The organism is Rathayibacter sp. AY1C5, from assembly GCF_002931705.1.
Classification (GTDB): Bacteria; Actinomycetota; Actinomycetes; order Actinomycetales; family Microbacteriaceae; genus Rathayibacter.
In genome coordinates, this window is the sequence record NZ_PSWD01000004.1 from 92923 (window position 1) to 111973 (window position 19051).

Consider the following 19051-nt stretch of genomic DNA (forward strand, 5'->3'; position numbering starts at 1 on the left):
GTGCGAGTCTACGTTTCCCGGGGGCGCGGCCGGCAGGGGGTCAGGCGGGCAGCACCGCGCGGTTCGAGAGTCCGGCTCGGGCGGCGCGGGCGTAGGCGCCGGGCAGCGCGGCCAGGAGGGCGTCGACGTCCGCGTCGGTCGAGGTGTGGCCGAGCGTCATCCGGAGCACCCCGCGGGCCTCGTCCTCGCTCCGGCCGAGCGCGAGGACCACGTGCGAGGGCTCCGGGATCCCCGCCGTGCAGGCGGACCCGGTCGAGACGGAGACGCCCGAGGTGTCGAGGAGGAAGAGGAGGGAGTCGCCCTGCGCACCGGGGAAGGCGAGGTGCGCGTTGTTGGCGACCCGGCGTCCGGAGTCGAGGGCGGGCCCGGTCAGGGTCGCCCCCGGCACGGCGGCGAGGACGCCCGCGACGAGCCGGTCGCGCAGGGCGGCAAGGCGCTGCGCCTCCGCCGACCGCTCGGCGTCCGCCTCGACCGCGGCGGCGGCGAAGGCCGCGGCGCCCGGCACGTCCTGAGTGCCGGAGCGGACGCCCCGCTGCTGTCCGCCTCCGTGCAGCACCGGGACCACGCGGGCGTCGCGGGCGAGCACGAGCGCACCGGTCGCGATCGGCCCGCCGACCTTGTGACCCGAGACGCTGACGGCGGCCAGTCCCGCGCCGCGCCCTGAGCCGGAGGCGCGGCGGATCTCGGCGATCCGCAGCGGCACGTGCCCGAGGGCGGCGACCGCGTCGACGTGGAGGGGGACGCCGGCGCGGGCGCACGCCGCCGCCAGCTCGGCGATCGGATTGATCGTCCCGATCTCGTTGTTGACCCAGAGCACCGTGACCAGGGCGACCGAGCCGGGGTCCTCCTCCAGCACCGCGGCGAGCGCCTCCGGCCGCAGGGTGCCCTCGTCGTCGAGCGGCAGCCACTCGAGGACGGCGCCCTCGTGCTCGGCGAGCCAGGCGGCCGAGTCGAGTGTCGCGTGGTGCTCCCCTTCGGCGACCAGGACCCGGACGCGGGCCGGGTCCTCGCTCCGGCGCTGCCAGTAGAGGCCCTTGATCCCGAGGTTGACCGCCTCGGTGCCGCCGGCGGTGAGGATCACCTCGATCGGCTCGCAGCCGAGCACCCCGGCGAGCGCCGACCGGGCGTCCTCCAGCCGGCGGCGCGCCTCCTGGCCGGAGCCGTGGACGGAGGAGGGATTGCCGCCGTGGGCGGACGCCTCCGCGAACGCGGCGAGCGCCGAGGCGCGCAGCGGGGTGGTCGCGGCGTGGTCGAGGTAGATCACAGCAGCCCTTCGTCCCGCGTCGGGGGCACGGAGGGAGCCGGTGCCCGTCACTACTGTAAGTCGCATGACCTCTCACGATCCCCTGGCCCGGCTCGGCGTGACCGTGGACGATCAGGGCGGTGAGCTGCGGGTCTGGTCCGAGAGCGCGAGCGCCGTCGATCTGCTGCTGTACGACGAGAAGGACCCGACCTGGGTGACCCGCACGGTCCCGCTGGCGCGCGACGACGCCGCGGTCTGGTCCGCGCGCTCCGATCTGCTGGCCCCCGGCCGCCGCTACGCCCTGCGCGTTGACGGGCCGACGGGCCCCCGGCACCGCTTCGACCCCCGCCGGGCCCTGCTGGAGCCGTACTCCCGCGGCCTGCACCGGGTGGCGGAGAACGAGTGGCGCTCGGTCGTCGTGGACGACGCGTTCGACTGGGGCTCCTCCTCCCGGCCCGGCACCCCGATGGACCGCACCGTGATCTACGAGGCGCATGTGAAGGGGCTGACCCGGCTGAACCCGGCGCTGCCCGTGGAGCTGCGCGGCACCTACGCCGGCCTGGCGCACGAGTCGACGGTCTCGGCGCTGCTCGATCTGGGCGTGACGGCGGTCGAGCTGCTGCCCGTGCACGCGTTCGTGTCGGAGCAGCGCCTGCTGCGGCAGGGGCTGACCAACTACTGGGGCTACAACACGCTGAACTTCTTCGCCCCGCACGCCTCGTACGCCTCCTCCACCGCGCAGCGCGGCGGACCGACCGCGGTGCTCCGCGAGTTCAAGGGGATGGTGAAGCTCCTGCACGAGGCCGGCCTCGAGGTGATCCTGGACGTGGTCTACAACCACACCGCCGAGGAGGGGCCGGGCGGGCCGATGTCGAGCCTGCGCGGGATCGACGACGCCGGCTGGTACCGCCAGACGCCCGAGGGCCACTACGTGGACGTCACCGGCTGCGGGAACACGATCGACTTCGGCCGGCCCGCGGCGCAGCGCCTCGCGTTGGACTCGATGCGCTACTGGTCGGGCGAGGTCGGGATCGACGGCTTCCGGCTCGACCTGGCCGCGACCCTCGGCCGGGACGAGATCGCGCACTTCCGGAGCGACCACCCGCTGCTGCGGGCCGCGGTCGAGGATCCGGCGCTGGCCGGCGTGAAGATGATCGCCGAGCCCTGGGACGTGGGGATGGGCGGCTGGCAGACCGGGAACTTCCCGGCCGGGTGGTCGGAGTGGAACGACCGCTACCGCGACCGCGCCCGCAACTTCTGGCTCTCGGACATCGACTACGCCCGCCGCGCCGGCACGGCCCCCGTCGGCATCGGCGGCTTCGCGACCCGGCTCTCGGGCTCGTCCAACACGTTCTCGGCGGAGCGGGGCCCCCTCGCGTCGGTCAACTTCGTCACCGCGCACGACGGCTTCACGCTGGCGGACCTGGTCTCGTACAACGTCAAGCACAACATCGGCAACGGCGAGTCGAACCGCGACGGAGCCGACACCAACCGCTCCTTCAACCACGGCTTCGAGGGCCCCACCACCGACGAGCGGATCACGCTGGCGCGGCGCAAGGCGATGCGGAACCTTCTCGGCACCCTGCTGCTGTCGGCCGGCGTGCCGATGATCACGGCGGGCGACGAGACCGGGCGCAGCCAGCGCGGCAACAACAACGCCTACTGCCAGGACTCGGACCTGACCTGGGTGCGCTGGGAGGGCCTGGCCGACTGGCAGCTCGCGCTCCGCGCGCACACGCGCACCCTGCTGCGCCTGCGGCGTGAGCACCCGGCGCTGCGTCCCTCCCGCTACGGCAGCGGCGACGCGAGCGAGCCGGGCGCCACGACCATGACGTGGTTCGACGCCCACGGGCGCGGGATGAGCGAGCACGACTGGACCTCCGCCGCCAACCGGACGCTGCAGTACCTCGCCGCCTCGACGCCGGTCGAGGGCGAGCCGGACCGCGTCCTGCTGGTGGTGCACGGCGTCGAGCAGGACACCACGGTCGTGCTCGCCGACGGCGAGGGGGTCACCGGCTACACGCGCCTGTGGAACAGCGAGGAGCCGGAGCCGCTGGAGCACGGCGAGTCGTTCGAGCCGGGGCAGGTCATCCGCGTGGCCGGCACCTCGATGCAGCTCTTCGCCGCGCACGGGCCGGCGGCCGAGCAGGACGCCTGATGGCGCGGAGCGGGCCGGGGACCCCGGCGACCGTCGCGCTGACGGCGGCGGGCGTCCCCTTCACTCCCCGCCAGTACCGGCACGACCCGGCCACGACGCGCTACGGGCTCGAGGCGGCCGAGGCGCTCGGCGTCGAGCCGGAGCGCGTGTTCAAGACCCTGATGGTCGATGTGGACGGCGAGCTCGTGGTGGGCGTCGTGCCCGTCACCGGCTCCCTCGGGCTGAAGGAGCTCGCGGCCGCGGTCGGAGGCAGGCGGGCGGCGATGGCCGACCCCGTGCTGGCCCAGCGCCGGACCGGCTACGTGCTCGGCGGCATCTCGCCGCTCGGGCAGAGGACGCGGCATCGCACCGTGATCGACGAGACCGTCGAGCTCCACGACACGGTGCTCGTGTCGGGCGGGCGCCGGGGCTTCGACATCGAGCTCACCCCCGCCGACCTCGTCGCCGCGACGGCCGCCCTCCTCGCCGACATCGCGCGCTGACCCCCGATCCCTCGCCGTCCTCCTCCGGGCGCCGTTTCGCTCGATGCGCCGTCCTCCTCCCGCGAGATCCCACTCCGGTCCGCGAGACGCCGAGGAAGGCGCACCGGAGCGGCATCTCGCGGAGAGGGACCGGGCGGGGTCAGCCGGCGGCGGCGGCCAGTCCCAGCTCGGCGGAGCGGGCCAGGAGGGGATGCCGCGGCACGACGCGGACGGTGTAGCCGAAGGAGCCGCTGCGGTCGAGGGTGACCACTCCGGCGTAGGGCACGCGCCCGACCGCGTCGGCCGGCACCACGGCACCCGACTCCTCGACCACCTCGAGCTCGTGGTGGCGGACCTCGGTGAGCGAGCCGTCAGCGGACGTCGTCCCGTAGACGACCTCGACCGAGACGTCCGCCGGCGAGAGCTCGCCCAGGCGCACGCCCGCCCGCACGGCGAGCCGGTCCCCGCGCTGGGGCACCGCGTCGATCCCGCCGGACTCGACGGACGCGACCGCGACCCCGGGCCAGCCGGCGCGGACCCGCCGCTTCCAGGTCGCCAGCTCCTTGGCCGGCTCGAAGTGGTCGGCGGCGACGGCGCGCCCGGCCTCGGCGGCCGGCGAGTAGAGCGCCTCGACGTACTGGCGCACCATCCGCTCGGCGGAGAGCTCGGGCGAGAGGGTCGCGAGGGTGTGCCGGATCGACCGCACCCACCGCCGGGGCACGCCGTCGTGATCGCGCTCGTAGTAGCGCGGCACGACCTCGGTCTCGAGCAGCTCGTAGAGCGCCTCGGCCTCGAGCGTGTCGCGGGCCTCCGGGTCGAGCGCGCGGTCGGAGGAGGGGATCGCCCAGCCGTTCTCGCCGTCGAAGTACTCGTTCCACCAGCCGTCGAGGATCGAGAGGTTGAGCGAGCCGTTGAGCGCCGCCTTCATCCCCGAGGTGCCGCACGCCTCGAGCGGGCGCAGCGGGTTGTTGAGCCAGACGTCGGTGCCCGGGTAGAGCAGCTGCGCCATCGCGATGTCGTAGTCCGGCAGGAAGACGATCCTGCGGCGCACGTCCGGCTCCTGCGCGAAGCGGACGAGCCGCTGGATCAGGCGCTTCCCCTCCTCGTCGGCCGGGTGGGACTTGCCCGCGATGACGATCTGGATCGGGTGCTGCGGGTGGGTGAGCAGCGCGCGCAGACGCTCGGGGTCGTGGAGCATCAGGGTCAGCCGCTTGTAGGTCGGCACCCGCCGCGCGAAGCCGATGGTGAGCACGTCCGGGTCCAGCAGCTCGTCGAGCCAGGCCGGCGGGAGGCCGCCCGGGTTCTGCTCGCGCCAGGAGCGGGCGGCCCGGCGGCGGGCGTCCCGCACCAGCTGCTCCCGCATCGCCCGGCGCGCGGCCCACAGCTCGGTGTCGCCGAGCGCACCCGAGGCCCAGTCGGCCCGCGTCGTGTCGTCGGTGCCGAGCCGCTCCTCCGCGAGCCGCCGGAGGATCGGATCGGTCCAGGTGGCCGCGTGGACGCCGTTCGTCACCGAGCCGATCGGCACCTCCGCCGTCTCGAAGCCGGGCCAGAGGCTCGAGAACATCGATCGGCTGACCTCGCCGTGCAGCGTCGAGACGCCGTTGGAGCGCTGCGCGAGCCGCAGGCCCATGTACGCCATGTTGAACGCCGTCCCGGAGTCCCCCGGCTCGGCGCCCAGCGCGAGCACGTCCTCGACCTGCACGCCCGGGAGCAGCTCCGTGGAGAAGTACTCCTCGATCATCCCGCGGTCGAAGCGGTCGATGCCCGCCGGCACCGGAGTGTGCGTGGTGAAGACCGTGCTCGCCCGCACCACCTGGAGAGCCTGGTCGAAGTCCAGGCCCGCGCCGATCAGGCCGGAGATGCGCTCGAGCCCCTGGAAGCCGGCGTGCCCCTCGTTCGTGTGGAACACCTCCGGGAGGACGCCGCCCGAGACCTCGGCCCAGAGCTCGAGCGCGCGGACCCCGCCGATGCCCAGCAGCAGCTCCTGCAGCAGGCGGTGCTCGCCCCCGCCGCCGTAGAGGCGGTCGGTGACGGAGCGGAGCGAGTCCTCGTTCTCGGGGATGTCGGTGTCGAGCAGGAGGAGGGTCACCCGGCCGACCTCCGCGCGCCAGACCCGGGCGTAGAGCGCGCGTCCCTCGGGGAGCGCCAGCACGATGCGGGCGGGCGAGCCGTCGGCGAGACGGACGACGCGCAGCGGCAGCCCGTCGGGATCGAGCGAGGGGTAGGACTCGAGCTGCCAGCCGTCGGCGGAGAGCTTCTGCGAGAAGTAGCCCGACCGGTAGAAGAGGCCCACGCCGGTGAGCGGCACGCCCAGGTCCGAGGAGGCCTTCAGGTGGTCGCCCGCGAGGATGCCGAGTCCGCCGGAGTACTGGGGCAGCGCCGCCGCGATGCCGAACTCCGGCGAGAAGTAGGCGATCGAGCGCGGGGCGGACTCCGGCAGCGACTGGTACCACCGCGGCTCGGTGCGGTAGCGCTCCAGCTCGTCGCGGAGGCGCCACGCCTCGTCGACGAAGCCCTGGTCCCCCGCCAGCTCGGCGAGGCGCTCGGGGCTCACTGCTCCGAGCAGAGCGGTGGGGTCCGCTCCCCCGCGCCGCCACAGCTCCGGATCGACCCGCTCGAACAAGCGCCGGGCGGGCTCGTGCCAGGCCCAGCGGAGATTGCCCGCCAGATCGCCCAGAGCCGAGAGCTCGGGCGGGAGGACGGAGCGGACGATGAAGCGGCGGATCGCCTTCACGGCACCCCTCGACTCTCTGCGGACCCCGGAGCGCCCGGTCGCGGAGCACCGGGGCGGTCGCGCTCGGTCACCCTAGCGGACCCCGACCACCGCGGATCGGCGGGACGCGGACCCGCCGCGACCCTCCGGCACGCGCTCCCCGGGTCCGTTTGCACAGGCCCGAGCGCGGGCGCAACCGTCGTGTGCGAGCCGCCGCCGGTCGCTACTGTCGTGACGTGGCTCAGATACCTTTCGGCAAGGCTCAGAACGGCAAGGACGCACGGCGAGCGGGTCGCGGACGCGCACCCCAGGAGGCGTCGGCGCCTCCCGAGACGGCCGCTCCGGCGCCCGCTGCCGCCCCCGAGGCGACTCCTGCTCCCCCCGCGGCCGACAGTGCTCCGGCCGCCCCGGTGACCGCGGACGCACCCGACGCGTCGCCGGCGCCCGCGACGACCGGGAGCGGCTACCGCGTCCGCGCCGAGCGCCTGCCGATCATCGACCCGCAGCCGCGGCTCGAGGACGACCGCTGGCCCGCGAAGGCGTTCGTCGGCGAGGTCGTCCCCTTCGCCGCCACGGCCTTCCGCGAGGGGCACGACCTCATCGGCGTCGACCTCCTGCTGAGCTCGCCGTCCGGGGCCGAGTCGGAGCACCGCATGTCGCTCCTCGCGACCGGCACCGACCGCTACGGGCGCCTCGTGGCCCTCGACGAGGAGGGCGACTGGAGCTACCGCATCCGCGCCTACGCCGACGACTGGGCGACCTGGCTCCACACGGCCGAGGTCAAGATCCCGGCCGGCCTGGACATCGACGTCACCTTCGCCATCGGCGAGGGCCTGCTGCGCAGCGGCGCCGACGACTCCTCGCGGCCCGAGGGCGAGCGCAGCCTGCTCTCCGACACCGCCGCCCGCGTCGGCGACACCACGCTGAGCGCCGAGGAGCGCCTCGCCGCGGCGACCGATCCCGCCGTCCACGGCGCGCTCGACGCCCGCCCGGTGATGAGCCTCACCAGCGTCTCGGAGCCGCGCACCGTCCACGTCGAGCGCACCCGCGCCGGCGTCGGCGCCTGGTACGAGTTCTTCCCCCGCTCCGAGGGCGCCGTGCGCCACGAGGACGGGACCGTGACCAGCGGATCCTTCCGCACCGCGATCGACCGCCTCCCCGCTGTGGCCGCGATGGGCTTCGACGTGCTCTACCTGCCGCCGATCCACCCCATCGGCCGCTCCTTCCGCAAGGGCCCGAACAACACGCTCGACGCCGGCGAGAACGACCCCGGCTCGCCTTGGGCGATCGGCTCGGCCGAGGGCGGCCACGACGCGATCCACCCGGACCTCGGCACCGAGGACGACTTCCGCGCCTTCCACGCCGCGGTCGAGGCCGCGGGCCTCGAGCTCGCCCTCGACTTCGCCCTGCAGGCCTCGCCCGACCATCCCTGGGTCACCAGCCACCCCGAGTGGTTCACGACGCTCCCCGACGGCTCGATCGCCTACGCCGAGAACCCGCCGAAGAAGTACCAGGACATCTACCCGATCAACTTCGACAACGACCCCGACGGCATCCGTCAGGAGTCGCTGCGGGTCCTGCGGCACTGGATCGACCTGGGCGTGCGGATCTTCCGCGTCGACAACCCCCACACGAAGCCGCTCGACTTCTGGGAGTGGATCATCCACGAGGTCAACGCCGAGCACCCCGAGGTCGTCTTCCTCGCGGAGGCGTTCACCCGCCCCGCGATCATGCGCGCACTCGGCAAGGTCGGCTTCCAGCAGTCGTACTCGTACTTCACCTGGCGCAACACCAAGGAGGAGCTCGGCGAGTTCTTCACGAGCATCTCCCACGAGACGGCCGACTACATGCGGCCGAACCTCTTCGTGAACACTCCGGACATCCTCACCGAGTACCTCCAGTACGGCGGCCGCTCGGCGTACAAGGTGCGGGCGGCCCTGGCCGCGACCGCGTCGCCGCTGTGGGGGGTCTACGCCGGCTACGAACTGGTCGAGAACGTCGCTCGCCCCGGCGCCGAGGAGAACATCGACAACGAGAAGTACGAGTACAAGACGCGCGACTGGGCCGGCGCCGAGGAGTCGGGCCGCTCGCTGGCGCCGTACATCACGCGTCTCAACGAGATCCGGCGCTCGCACCCCGCGCTCGGGCAGCTGCGGAACCTGCACGTGCACGGCAGCGACGACGACGCGATCCTCGTCTACTCCAAGCACCTGCAGGCCGCGTTCACGGGCACCGGGACCGACGACACGATCATCGTCGTCGTCAACACCGACCCGCACTCGGCCCGCGAGACCACGGTCCACCTCGACCTGCCCGCGATCGGGCTCGACTGGAGCGCGACCTTCGAGGTCGAGGACCTGATCACCGGCGCCGTCTGGACCTGGGGCAGCGACGACTACGTGCGGCTCGACTCGTTCGTCGAGCCCGTGCACATCCTGAGCGTGAAGGCGGACGAGCGATGAGCGGAACCACCCCCGAGGACACGAGCCCGGCCGCGGAGGCGGGCCTCGGCGCGCACGCCGAGACGGTCCCCACGACGGGCACCAGCTCGGCGACCACCTCCGGCCACGGCGCGCACGTCGCCGACGCGGCGTCCGACGCACGACAGCACCCCGGAGCGGACGGCGAGAACGCGCGCAGCTACGCGGTCGAGACGGTCCCGGAGGCGCCTCAGCCGGTCGCGGGCGACGACGCCGTGACCGTCGAGCGCGACGCCGACGACGCGGAGTCCGCTCCGGTCGGCAGCGGGGCCGAGGGCGACCTGCCCGACGACACGGACGCCGCCGATTCCGTCGCAGCCGACAGCGCCGCTCCCTTTGAGACGACCGCCGGCCCCGCCGAGACGACCGCGGACCCCGCATCCGCTTCGGGCCCCGTCGACGGCACCGCTGCGATCGCGCTGCCCGACATCCCGGAGTGGGTGCTGCAGCAGCTCGCCACCGGCAGCAACGCGCTCCCCCACGACGTCCTGGGCCAGCACCTCGTCGCGGCCCCCGGCGTCTCCGACCCGGTGACGGTCGTCCGCGTGCGCCGCCCGCTCGCCGAGAAGGTCGCCGTGGTGCTCGCCACCGGCGCCCGCGTCGAGCTCAGCCACCTCAGCGACGGGATCTGGCAGGGCTTCCACGTCCTCGGTCCGCAGGCGTACACCGTCGAGGCCCGCTACGGCGGCGGCGGCGAGTGGACCGCGGAGGACCCCTACCGCTTCTCGAAGACGGTCGGTGATTTCGACCTCTACCTCATCGGCGAGGGCCGCCACGAGCGCCTCTGGGAGGCGCTCGGCGCCCGTCACCGCGAGCACGAGGGGGTCTGGGGCACGAGCTTCGCCGTCTGGGCCCCGCACGCCCAGGCCGCTCGGGTCGTCGGCGACTTCAACGACTGGAACGGCGAGGGCCACTCCCTCCGCAACCTCGGGACGACCGGGGTCTGGGAGATCTTCGTCCCGGGCGTCGAGCCCGGAGCCTCCTACAAGTTCGACCTGCTCTCGCGTGACGGCCACTGGGTCCGCAAGGCCGACCCGATGGCCCGCGCCACGGAGGTGCCGCCCGCGACGGCGTCCAAGGTCCCCGTCTCGCACCACCAGTGGGGCGACTCCGGCTGGATGGAGAAGCGAGCCTCGGTCGATCCGCACACGCAGCCGCTCAGCGTCTACGAGATGCACCTCGGCTCCTGGCGTCCGGGACTGGGCTACCGCGACCTCGCGGACCCGCTGATCGAGTACGTCACCGAGCTCGGCTTCACTCACGTGGAGTTCATGCCGCTCGCCGAGCACCCGTTCGGCGGCTCCTGGGGCTACCAGGTCACCGGCTACTACGCCGCCTCGAGCCGCTTCGGCACGGCCGACGACCTCAAGTACCTGATCGACCGTCTGCACCAGGCCGGCATCGGCGTCATCGTCGACTGGGTGCCCGGGCACTTCCCCAAGGACGACTTCGCCCTCGCCCGCTTCGACGGCGAGCCGCTCTACGAGCACCCGGACTGGCGCCGCGGCGAGCAGATGGACTGGGGCACCTACGTCTTCGACTTCGGGCACACTCAGGTGCGCAACTTCCTCGTCGCGAACGCCCTGTTCTGGCTCGAGGAGTTCCACGTCGACGCCCTGCGAGTGGACGCCGTCGCCTCGATGCTCTACCTCGACTACTCCCGCAAGGAGGGCGAGTGGCTGCCGAACCAGTACGGCGGACGCGAGCACCTCGAGGCGATCAGCTTCCTCCAGGAGGTCAACGCCACGGCCTACAAGCTGCACCCCGGCATCATGATGATCGCCGAGGAGTCGACGAGCTGGCCCGGCGTCACCCAGCCCACCAGCTCCGGCGGCCTCGGCTTCGGGCTCAAGTGGAACATGGGCTGGATGCACGACTCGCTCGACTACATGGCGAACGATCCGCTGTGGCGCCAGTACCACCTGGGCGAGATCACCTTCTCGTTCGTCTACGCCTTCAGCGAGAAGTTCGTCCTGCCGATCAGCCACGACGAGGTCGTGCACGGCAAGGGCTCGCTGATCCAGAAGATGCCGGGCGACCACTGGCAGCAGCTCGCGAACGTGCGCGCCTACCTCGCCTTCATGTGGGCGCACCCCGGCAAGCAGCTCCTCTTCATGGGCCAGGAGTTCGGCCAGTACTCCGAGTGGAGCGAGGAGCGCGGTCTGGACTGGTGGATCCTCGATCAGCCGAGCCACCGCGGTCTCTGGAGCCTCGTCGGTCAGCTGAACCGCGTGTACCGCGACTCGCCGTCGCTCTGGGAGCTCGACCACGAGCAGTCGGGCTTCGAGTGGATCGACGGCGGCGCGGCGGCGGCCAACGTCGTCTCGTTCCTGCGCAAGGACAGCGAGGGTCGCCCGATCGCCGTCATCGCCAACTTCTCGGGTTCGCCCGTGCACGGCTACCGCGTGAGCCTGCCCACGGCCGGCCGCTGGGAGGAGCTCGTCAACACGGACGCCGAGATCTACGGCGGCAGCGGAGTCGGGAACTTCGGAGCGGTCGAGGCTCGCGAGGAGCCGTGGGCCGGCCGCCCGGCTTCCGCCGAGCTGGTCCTGCCCCCGCTGGCCGTGCTCTACCTGCGACCCGCCGACTGATCGGTCCCCGCACGGAAGAGGCCGCCCGCCGCGACGATCGTCGCGAGCGGGCGGCCTCTCGGCGTTCCGGCCGGCGTCAGTAGAGGAGGCCGGTGAGCCGGGCCCGAGCCTTGTTGACGCGCGAGTCGGTCTGGCCGACGATCTCGAAGAGCTCCAGGAGACGAGCGCGGACGGCGGCCTTCCCCTCGGCGTCGAGGCGCGGGAACATCGAGAGCAGTCGGTCGAAGGCGTCCTCGACGTGGCCACCCGAGACGTCCAGGTCGGCGACGGCGAACTGCGCGTCGAGGTTCGACGGCTCGGCTGCGGCGGTCGAGCGGATGTCGTCGAGCGTGCGGCCCTGGAGGCGGGCCAGCAGCCGCACCTGCGCGAGACCGGCGACGGCGAGGTCGTCGCGCGGGTTCTGCGCGATGGCGGTCTCGTACTCGGTGATCGCCGCGACGTAATCGCCCCGGTCGATCGCGTCGTAGGCCTCCTGGTGGTGCGGCGGCAGCGGCTCGGGCTCGCGCTCGCCGCCCTCGGCGGGAGCGACTCCCTCCACCGGCACCGTGCCCGTCACACCGTTCTGAGCGGCGAGCTGGAGGACCTGCTCGAGCAGGTCGCGCAGCTGCTCCTCGGCGACGAGGCCGCTGAACAGGGGCACCGGGCGGCCGCCGATGATCGCGGCGACCGTCGGCACGGACTGCACCTGGAACGCCTGCGCCAGCTGCGGGCTCGACTCCACATCGACCCCGACGAGCACGAACGCGCCGGCGTACGAGACGACGACCTTCTCGAGCAGCGCGGTCATGCTCTGGCTCTGGTCCGACCAGGAGCCGCGCAGGTCGACGATCACCGGCACGCGCGACGAGAGCTGGACCACCTGGTCGAACTCGGCGTCGCCGGCGGTCAGCAGCAGCGGATTCGCGCCGGGCGCGCCTCCGGGAGCGGCGGGCGCGGCCGGGGCGCCGGCGGAGGCGGCGGGCGGGGTGCGGCGGTTCACCAGCGACGAGAGGTCGACGGCGCCGCGGAGGTTTCCGGGCAGGGGCGGGACGGTGCTCACGGCAGCTGCACCACCGAGACGAGTCCCTGGCTCCATCCGAGCATCACGATCTTCTCCTCCGATCCGACGGGCGGTACGTAGAACAGCAGTTGGTATCCGTAGGTGGTCTCGATGCCGGTCGTCGACTTGTCCGTGCCCAGCAGGGTCTGCGAGGCGCCGGAGGTCGAGACGGTCGAGCCCTCGGCAGTGGGGCGGACGGTCGACGTCTCGGCGATGCTCGCCGCGACGAGGGCCCCCGAGTCGTTCGTCGCGAGCGCGATCGTCGGCGACGTGCCGGCGGCGTTCGAGAACTCGATCGAGGCGGTGTCCGGCAGCGCCTCGCGGTCGGCGTTCTTCTTGTCGACGCCGACCTGCCCCCGGAGGGTGTCGCCGTCGGCCGCGAAGAGCTCGGCGTACTGGCTCGAGTCGCCGTTGGCGAGCACGTCCGCGTACGCGGAGCCGACGGTCTGCGGGGCGAGCTTCATCAGGCGCGAGTCGGGCGCCACGATCGACGTGCCGACGGTGACGGGCGCGACGTCGGGGATGCGCGCGTTGGCCTCGAGCGAGATGGCGTAGTCGACCTTGTAGTCGACGCGCGGGCTCGCCTGGCTCATCATCAGCGCGATCGGGGCCTGGGTGGAGTCCGTCGAGTTCTGCACGACGGCGGTCACCAGGCGCGGCCACGACTCCGTGTCCTGCGGGAGCACCAGGCTCACCGGGGAGGCCGGGATCGTCTGCGGCGGGTCGATCGTCCCGCCCTTGGCGACGACGTCGTAGTTGGTGGTGCGCTCGGTGAGCGCCTCGCCCTGGAAGCGCTCGGCGAGGATCCCGGCGTCCCGGGCGGCGTCGGCGCGCGACGCGACATCGGCGACCTCGGCGACGACGGCCTCCGCCTGCTGCGTGGTGACCACGGGGGTCGGCTCGGCCGAGACCGGCTCTGCCCCCGCGGTCGCCGTGGCGGACGCGGTCGGCGCCTCGCTCGCGCCCGCGGCGAGATCCGGCCAGTAGTCGGAGCTGCAGCCGGAGAGGAGGACCGTCGTCCCGAGGACGACGGGCAGCACCAGGGCGGCCCGGCGGCGCGAGGGCGCCGGCGACGCCGTGGAGGCCTGGATCCCGGCACGCGGCCGGGGGCGGCGGGTTCCGCGGGGGATCCGACCCTGCGGTCCCTTCCGGCGCGGGCCGTGCTGACGGCGCAGGTGGACGAAGGCCCAGATGTAGAGGACGAGGCCGAGGAGGAGGAACACGGCTCCTCCGAGCAGCAGCGGGCCGGCGAGGGGCGTCGCGGTGTCCACGGGCCAGCTGACGCGCACGGAGTCGGCTGCCGGCGCGGTGCCGTCGCTCGCGATGAGGATGGAGACGTCCTCCGGCACGTCGAGCGCCAGGGTCACGCTCCCGCTCCCCTCGAACTCCTCGAGCCAGAGGTCGGAGCCGCGCGGATCGACGACCGCCGCGTCGGCGGTCTCGACGTCGGAGGAGAGCTGGACGCGCTCCCCCGTCTCCTCCGCGGAGGTGAGGGTGTCGTCGGCGCGCTCGTAGCCGATGGCGTCGTAGCTCGAGCCGCCCACCCAGCCCAGCACGTCGGAGGTCCGGGCGTAGGCGACGACGAGGTCGCCGCTGCCCTCGACCGTGATCGTCTGGCGTCCCGGGTTGGCGCCCAGGGTGCTGCCGTCGATCACCGCGTAGGGAGCGGAGGAGTCGAGCGCGGTCTCGGCGGTGAGGGACTCCGGAGGAGCCCAGACCGTCCGCTGACCGATGCCGAGCACGATCATCGCGGCAGCGATGACGGTGGCGATGATGGCGAAGACGAACCGCACGAAAGAACTCCTCCTGCGTTGCCGGATCGGGGTGACGGCCGGGGCCGGCTCGGGGTACGCAGCCGGACCGGGGCGCGACGGCAACAGACAAAGACAGTCCACGATAGCCGATGCCCTCGCTCCGATGCCCGGGAGAAGCCGAGAGTGCGGCCGGAGCGGCGCGCGGTGCGGGTGTCGCCCCGGCCGCGGCCTCCCTGCTGAATACACTTTCCCAGTGCCGCGAGCCCCACCGCGGTCCTGCTCTGAAGGAGACGACGTGGCGAACGACGAGGCCGAATTCACCCAGGTGTTCCGTGGCTACGACCGGGACGAGGTCGACAAGGCCGTCCAGGGCCTGCGCCGCGAGCTCATCCACTCGAACACCCAGGCGGCCGAGAGCGGCCGCGAGGTGAAGCGCCTCTCCTCCCGGATCGAGGGCCTCGAGAAGGAGCTGCAGCAGGTCGGCACTCCCACCTACGCCGGCCTGGGCGCCAAGCTCGAGCACACCCTGCGCGTGGCCGAGGAGCAGTCCGAGCGGATCATCGCCCAGGCCGAGAACGACGCCTCCGCCCTCCGCCGATCCACCCGCGACGACGGCGACCGCATCCTCCAGGAGGCGCGCGACGAGGCCGAGCGCCTGGTGACCGAGGCGCGCCGCCGTGCTGACCGGACCCGCGACGAGTCCGAGGCGCAGGCCGCGGCGACGCTCGGCAAGGCCGCCGACGACCGCGACGTGATGACGCAGGACGCCGTCCGCGAGGCCGCCGCGATCCGCGGCACCGTGGCGACCGAGGCCGCCGAGACCCGCGCCACCGCGAAGCGCGAGGCCGCCGCGATCCGCTCCGAGGCCGAGCGCGAGGCCGCGGAGATGCGCGCCGTCGCCGCCCGCGAGATCGAGGTCGCCCGCGCCGAGGCCGCCCGCCTCGCCCAGGCCAACGAGCTCCTGCGGGCCGAGGTCGCCTCCGAGGTGGACCGGCTCCGGGCGGCCGTCGAGGCCGAGGTCGCCCAGGCGCGCGCGGCAGTCGAGGCCGAGGTGCTCTCGACCCGCGCCGCGCTCGACGCCGAGGTCGCCGCAGTCCGCGCCGAGGGCGCGCGCGAGATCGCCGACCAGCGCACCCGGCTCACCCAGGAGCGCGCCGAGGCCGTCGCCGTGCTCGACGCCGAGCTGGCGGGCCTGCGCGCCGCGTCCGCCGACGAGGCCGCTGCGCTCTCGCGCGAGGTCGAGCAGGCCCGGATCGACCTGGTGGTCGAGCTCGCCGCGCGCCGCGAGGAGGCCGACCGCGACGACCTGCTCCGCCACCAGGAGGCCGTCGCGCAGACCCAGCGCTACCTCGACGAGTCGAACCTGCAGCTCGCCGACGCCATCCGACGCGCGAACGACAAGCGCCTCGAGGCGGACGCCCTCCGCAGCGACGCCCTCGACGACACGACGCGACTGCGCCGGAAGGCCCAGGACGACTCCGACGCCCTCCTCGACGACGCGCGCGACCAGGCGCAGAAGCTCGTCGCGGACGCGGAGCGCCGCAGCCGCGAGCTGATGGACACCGCCGAGCGGCGCCTCGACGAGATCCGCACCGAGCGCGACGCGATCGCCGGCTACGTGTCCGGACTGCGCGGGCTCATCGGCCACATCGACGGACTCGCGGACGACAGCGACGGCGACGGCTCCGACGGCAGCGGCTCTGACGGCGACGGCTCCGACGGCGGCTCGTCCGGCCGCTAGGCGGTCGGTGGGCGGGCGGGCTCAGCCGAGCTCGCCCGCCCACTCCGTCGGCAGCGGGGACGAGGCGGGCGCGACCACGCGCACGATCTCGTCGAGGACCCGCCGGGTCTGCGCCTCGCCGACCCAGAGGTGCTTCCCGCCGTCCACGGCGACGAGGTCCAGCTGCGGCACGCTCGCGAAGCGCTCGGCGGCCGCCTCCGGCCGCAGGTAGTCGTCGAACTCCGGGACGAGCGCCACGAGCGGGCGGCCGTCCTCGCCCCAGGCGGCGACCTCCTCCGCGCTCGTGCGGTGCAGCGGCGGCGAGAGCAGGATCGCTCCCTCGACGGGGTGCTCCCTCCCCCACTTCAGCGCGAGCTCGGTGCCGAAGGACCAGCCGACCAGCCAGGGGTGCGGCAGTCCGCGGTCCGCGACGAGGGCCAGGGCTGCGGCGACGTCGGCGCGCTCCTCGGTGCCGTGTCCGAACGCGCCCTCGCTCGTGCCGCGCGGCGACGCGGTGCCGCGGGTGTTGAAGCGGAGGACCGCCAGGTCGGCGAGCGCGGGCAGGCGGGCGGCGGCCTTCCGCAGGATGTGCGAGTCCATGAAGCCGCCGTGGGTGGGCAGCGGATGCAGGGTGACCAGGGTCGCGACCGGCTCGTGCTCCAGGGGCAGCGCGAGCTCCCCCACCAGGGTCAGGCCGTCGGAGGTGTGCAGCTCGACGTCCTCGCGGCGGGCGGGGAGGACGACGCCTCCGCGGATCTCGTGGGTCATCGTGCTCCTCGGATTCTCCAGCAGTGCGTGTGCCAGTGGCGGCGGCCGGCCAGGTCGGCCGCGTCGCCGAGCGCGCCGTCGGCCCGCCAGGTGACCAGGTGCGGCTGGCCGATGTCGATGGTGAGCCCGCAGCCCGGGCAGAGGTAGTTCTTCACGGCCCGCGCTGCGGAGACGGGCTGGACGTTCCACTCCCGGCCGGCGTGCGACTCGGTGCGCCGGAAGCCGGCGAGCATCTGCGAGAGGTCGCGCTGCTCGTCGTCGTCGTCACGGCGGCCGCCCCGGGGTCTGTTGCTGCGCGGCATCTCCCCAGTCTAGGAGGCCGCCGCCGGGCCCCTCCCGTCAGTGGGAGCTGTCGTCCATCTCGAGCCGGGTCTCCTCGGCGTCGAGCATCAGCTGCGCCCGCCGCAGCGTCCGCGAGGAGTAGACCCCGCGCCCCCGGGCGTCCAGCAGTGCCTCCCGCTCGGCGAGCAGGACCGCTCGGCGCAGCCGCAGGTACTGCGCGTGCGGGCCGAGGGGCGCATCCTCCGCGCGGCCGACCTGTTCCCACGCCACCTGCGAGCGGGTCAGAGTGTCGCGGCGCACGCGCTCGAGGACGCGCTCGCCCGCCTCGCCGTCGGGCAGCTCCGCCACCGCCTCGGGGAGGGCCTGGATGCCCGTGGCCGCGACCTCGTCGAGCAGCGTCGCGAGCTCGCGGCGGTCGGCCTCTCCGTCGGTGCCCTGGATGCCGGTGAGCCGGATCAGCGCGGGGAGCGTCGCACCCTGCAGGAGCAGCGTCACGACGGCGACGGTGAAGGCGATCAGGATCAGCTGGGAGCGGTAGGGAGTCTCGTCCGGCAGCGACTGGGCCGCGGCGAGCGTGACCACGCCGCGCATCCCGGACCAGGACAGGACGACTCCTCCGCGCCAGCCGAACGCCTCGCTCGTGGTCGCGGCCAGATCGGTCTCGCGCCGGAGGTAGAGCCGCTCCGCTCTCACCTGCCGCCGCCGGAAGCGCTCGTCGCTGGTGGCGCTGTTGCGCAGTCGCATGAGGCCCACCGCCAGCCGCCGGTTGATCCGCTCCGCCCGCCGACCGGAGCTGCGCAGCCACAGGAGCAGCGGCCACACGAAGAGGGCCCGCAGCACGATCAGGATGACCACGGTGGCCAGACCCAGCAGCACCGCGGTGCCCACTCCGAACTCGCCCGGGTCCACGACCCCGGAGACGATCGCCTTGATCTCGGCGCCCATGAGCAGGAAGACGCCGTTCTCGAGCAGGAACTGCGCCGTCCGCCAGTTCACCCGCTCGCTGATCCGCGACTGCGGCGAGAGGAAGCGCGCGCTGTTGTGCCCCGTGTAGATCCCGGTGACCACGACGGCGAGCACCCCGGACGCGCCCAGCTCCTCGGCCGGGATGTAGGCCAGGAACGGCACGGCGAAGGACACGGCGGTGTCGAGCACCGGGTCCCGCAGCTTCGAGCGCACGAAGACGGTGAGCACGCCCATCACCAGTCCGAGGACGATCGCCATCAGGACGGAGTAGACGAAGAGGACCCCCACCTCGCCCACGTCGATCGCGTCGGTCGTGACGGAGGCGCCGACCACGGCCGCCGCAGCCGTCGCGGCGCGCAGCAGCACCAGCGCCGACGCGTCGTTCACGAGGCTCTCGCCCTCGAGCACCGTCACCAGGCGGGGCGGGAGTCCGAGCTTCTTGCCGATCGAGGTCGCGGCCACCGCGTCGGTCGGGCTCACGACGGCGCCCAGAGCGATCGCTGCGGGCAGGCTCAGATCGGGGAACACGAGGTAGAGGAAGCCGCCGACCACGAGGGCGGTCACGACGACCAGCAGCACCGAGAGCCCGAAGATCGAGCGCAGGTTCCGCCGGAAGTCGGTGAGGGGCACCTGGATCGCGGCCGAGTACAGCAGCGGCGGCAGCACGCCCGCGAGGATCAGCTCAGGCTCGACCTCGATGTCCGGGACCCCGGGGAGGTAGGACGCGCCGATCCCGATGACGACCAGGAGCAGCGGTGCGGCGATCCCGAGGCGGCTCGAGAACCGCGCGACGGTGACGACCGTGATGATCCCGACGACCCCGAGCAGCGCGTAATCCACGGCACCAGGGTAGCGAGAGCCTCAGCCCGCCGGACG

The 19051-nt window shown here is 73.5% G+C and carries 12 protein-coding genes; 5 read left to right on the forward strand and 7 right to left on the reverse strand.

Annotation, left to right across the window (positions count from 1 at the left end; translation table 11 throughout):
• Positions 1-40: 40 nt before the first annotated feature.
• Complete coding sequence (locus tag C5C57_RS05325; protein WP_104247614.1) at positions 41-1330, reverse strand: cysteine desulfurase family protein; 1290 nt, start codon at positions 1328-1330, stop codon at positions 41-43.
• On the opposite strand from C5C57_RS05325, the gene glgX reads away from it, so the two are divergent.
• Positions 1329-3401: a glycogen debranching protein GlgX gene (gene glgX, locus C5C57_RS05330; RefSeq protein ID WP_104247615.1), complete on the forward strand. Its 2073-nt coding sequence runs from the start codon at positions 1329-1331 to the stop codon at positions 3399-3401. The genes C5C57_RS05325 and glgX overlap by 2 nt on opposite strands.
• Positions 3401-3883: a Cys-tRNA(Pro) deacylase gene (gene ybaK, locus C5C57_RS05335; RefSeq protein WP_104247616.1), complete on the forward strand. Its 483-nt coding sequence runs from the start codon at positions 3401-3403 to the stop codon at positions 3881-3883. The genes glgX and ybaK overlap by 1 nt, the downstream gene beginning before the upstream one ends.
• A gap of 139 nt (positions 3884-4022) precedes the next feature.
• Here ybaK and glgP read toward each other — a convergent pair whose 3' ends face one another.
• On the reverse strand, positions 4023-6596 hold the full coding sequence (gene glgP / locus C5C57_RS05340; RefSeq protein ID WP_104226856.1) for an alpha-glucan family phosphorylase: 2574 nt from the start codon (positions 6594-6596) through the stop codon (positions 4023-4025).
• Between the two features lie 470 nt (positions 6597-7066).
• Here glgP and C5C57_RS05345 point away from each other — a divergent pair, with 470 nt between their 5' ends.
• Both C5C57_RS05345 and glgB read left to right on the forward strand, forming a co-directional pair.
• The gene (locus C5C57_RS05345) at positions 7067-9037 is read left to right on the forward strand and encodes an alpha-1,4-glucan--maltose-1-phosphate maltosyltransferase (RefSeq protein WP_258071967.1); all 1971 of its coding nucleotides are present in this window, start codon (positions 7067-7069) and stop codon (positions 9035-9037) included.
• Entirely contained in the window at positions 9034-11646 is a 2613-nt protein-coding gene (gene glgB / locus C5C57_RS05350) for a 1,4-alpha-glucan branching protein GlgB (protein WP_104247617.1), read from the forward strand. Before C5C57_RS05345 ends, glgB begins: the two co-directional genes overlap by 4 nt.
• A gap of 76 nt (positions 11647-11722) precedes the next feature.
• Here the strand turns inward: glgB and C5C57_RS05355 are convergent, their stop codons facing one another.
• Together C5C57_RS05355 and C5C57_RS05360 are read right to left on the reverse strand one after the other, a co-directional pair.
• Positions 11723-12685, reverse strand: coding sequence for a tetratricopeptide repeat protein (locus tag C5C57_RS05355; RefSeq protein WP_104247618.1), 963 nt, complete (start codon positions 12683-12685; stop codon positions 11723-11725).
• A complete protein-coding gene (locus C5C57_RS05360) occupies positions 12682-14478 on the reverse strand; it encodes a hypothetical protein (protein WP_104247619.1) in 1797 nt (598 codons plus the stop codon). Before C5C57_RS05360 ends, C5C57_RS05355 begins: the two co-directional genes overlap by 4 nt.
• A gap of 256 nt (positions 14479-14734) precedes the next feature.
• On the opposite strand from C5C57_RS05360, the gene C5C57_RS05365 reads away from it, so the two are divergent.
• Positions 14735-16180 carry a DivIVA domain-containing protein gene (locus C5C57_RS05365; RefSeq protein ID WP_104247620.1) on the forward strand — a complete coding sequence of 482 codons (1446 nt, stop codon included), beginning with the start codon at positions 14735-14737 and terminating at the stop codon, positions 16178-16180.
• A gap of 21 nt (positions 16181-16201) precedes the next feature.
• Here C5C57_RS05365 and C5C57_RS05370 read toward each other — a convergent pair whose 3' ends face one another.
• The 3 genes from C5C57_RS05370 to C5C57_RS05380 are packed head-to-tail and all read right to left on the reverse strand — an operon-like array spanning position 16202 to position 19015.
• Positions 16202-16927, reverse strand: a complete 726-nt coding sequence (locus C5C57_RS05370; protein ID WP_104247621.1) for an alpha/beta hydrolase — start codon at positions 16925-16927, stop codon at positions 16202-16204.
• A complete protein-coding gene (locus tag C5C57_RS05375; RefSeq protein ID WP_181027199.1) occupies positions 16924-17229 on the reverse strand; it encodes a hypothetical protein in 306 nt (101 codons plus the stop codon). The genes C5C57_RS05370 and C5C57_RS05375 overlap by 4 nt, the downstream gene beginning before the upstream one ends.
• A 37-nt stretch (positions 17230-17266) precedes the next feature.
• A complete protein-coding gene (locus C5C57_RS05380) occupies positions 17267-19015 on the reverse strand; it encodes a sodium:proton antiporter (RefSeq protein WP_104226863.1) in 1749 nt (582 codons plus the stop codon).
• Between the last annotated feature and the right edge of the window lie 36 nt (positions 19016-19051).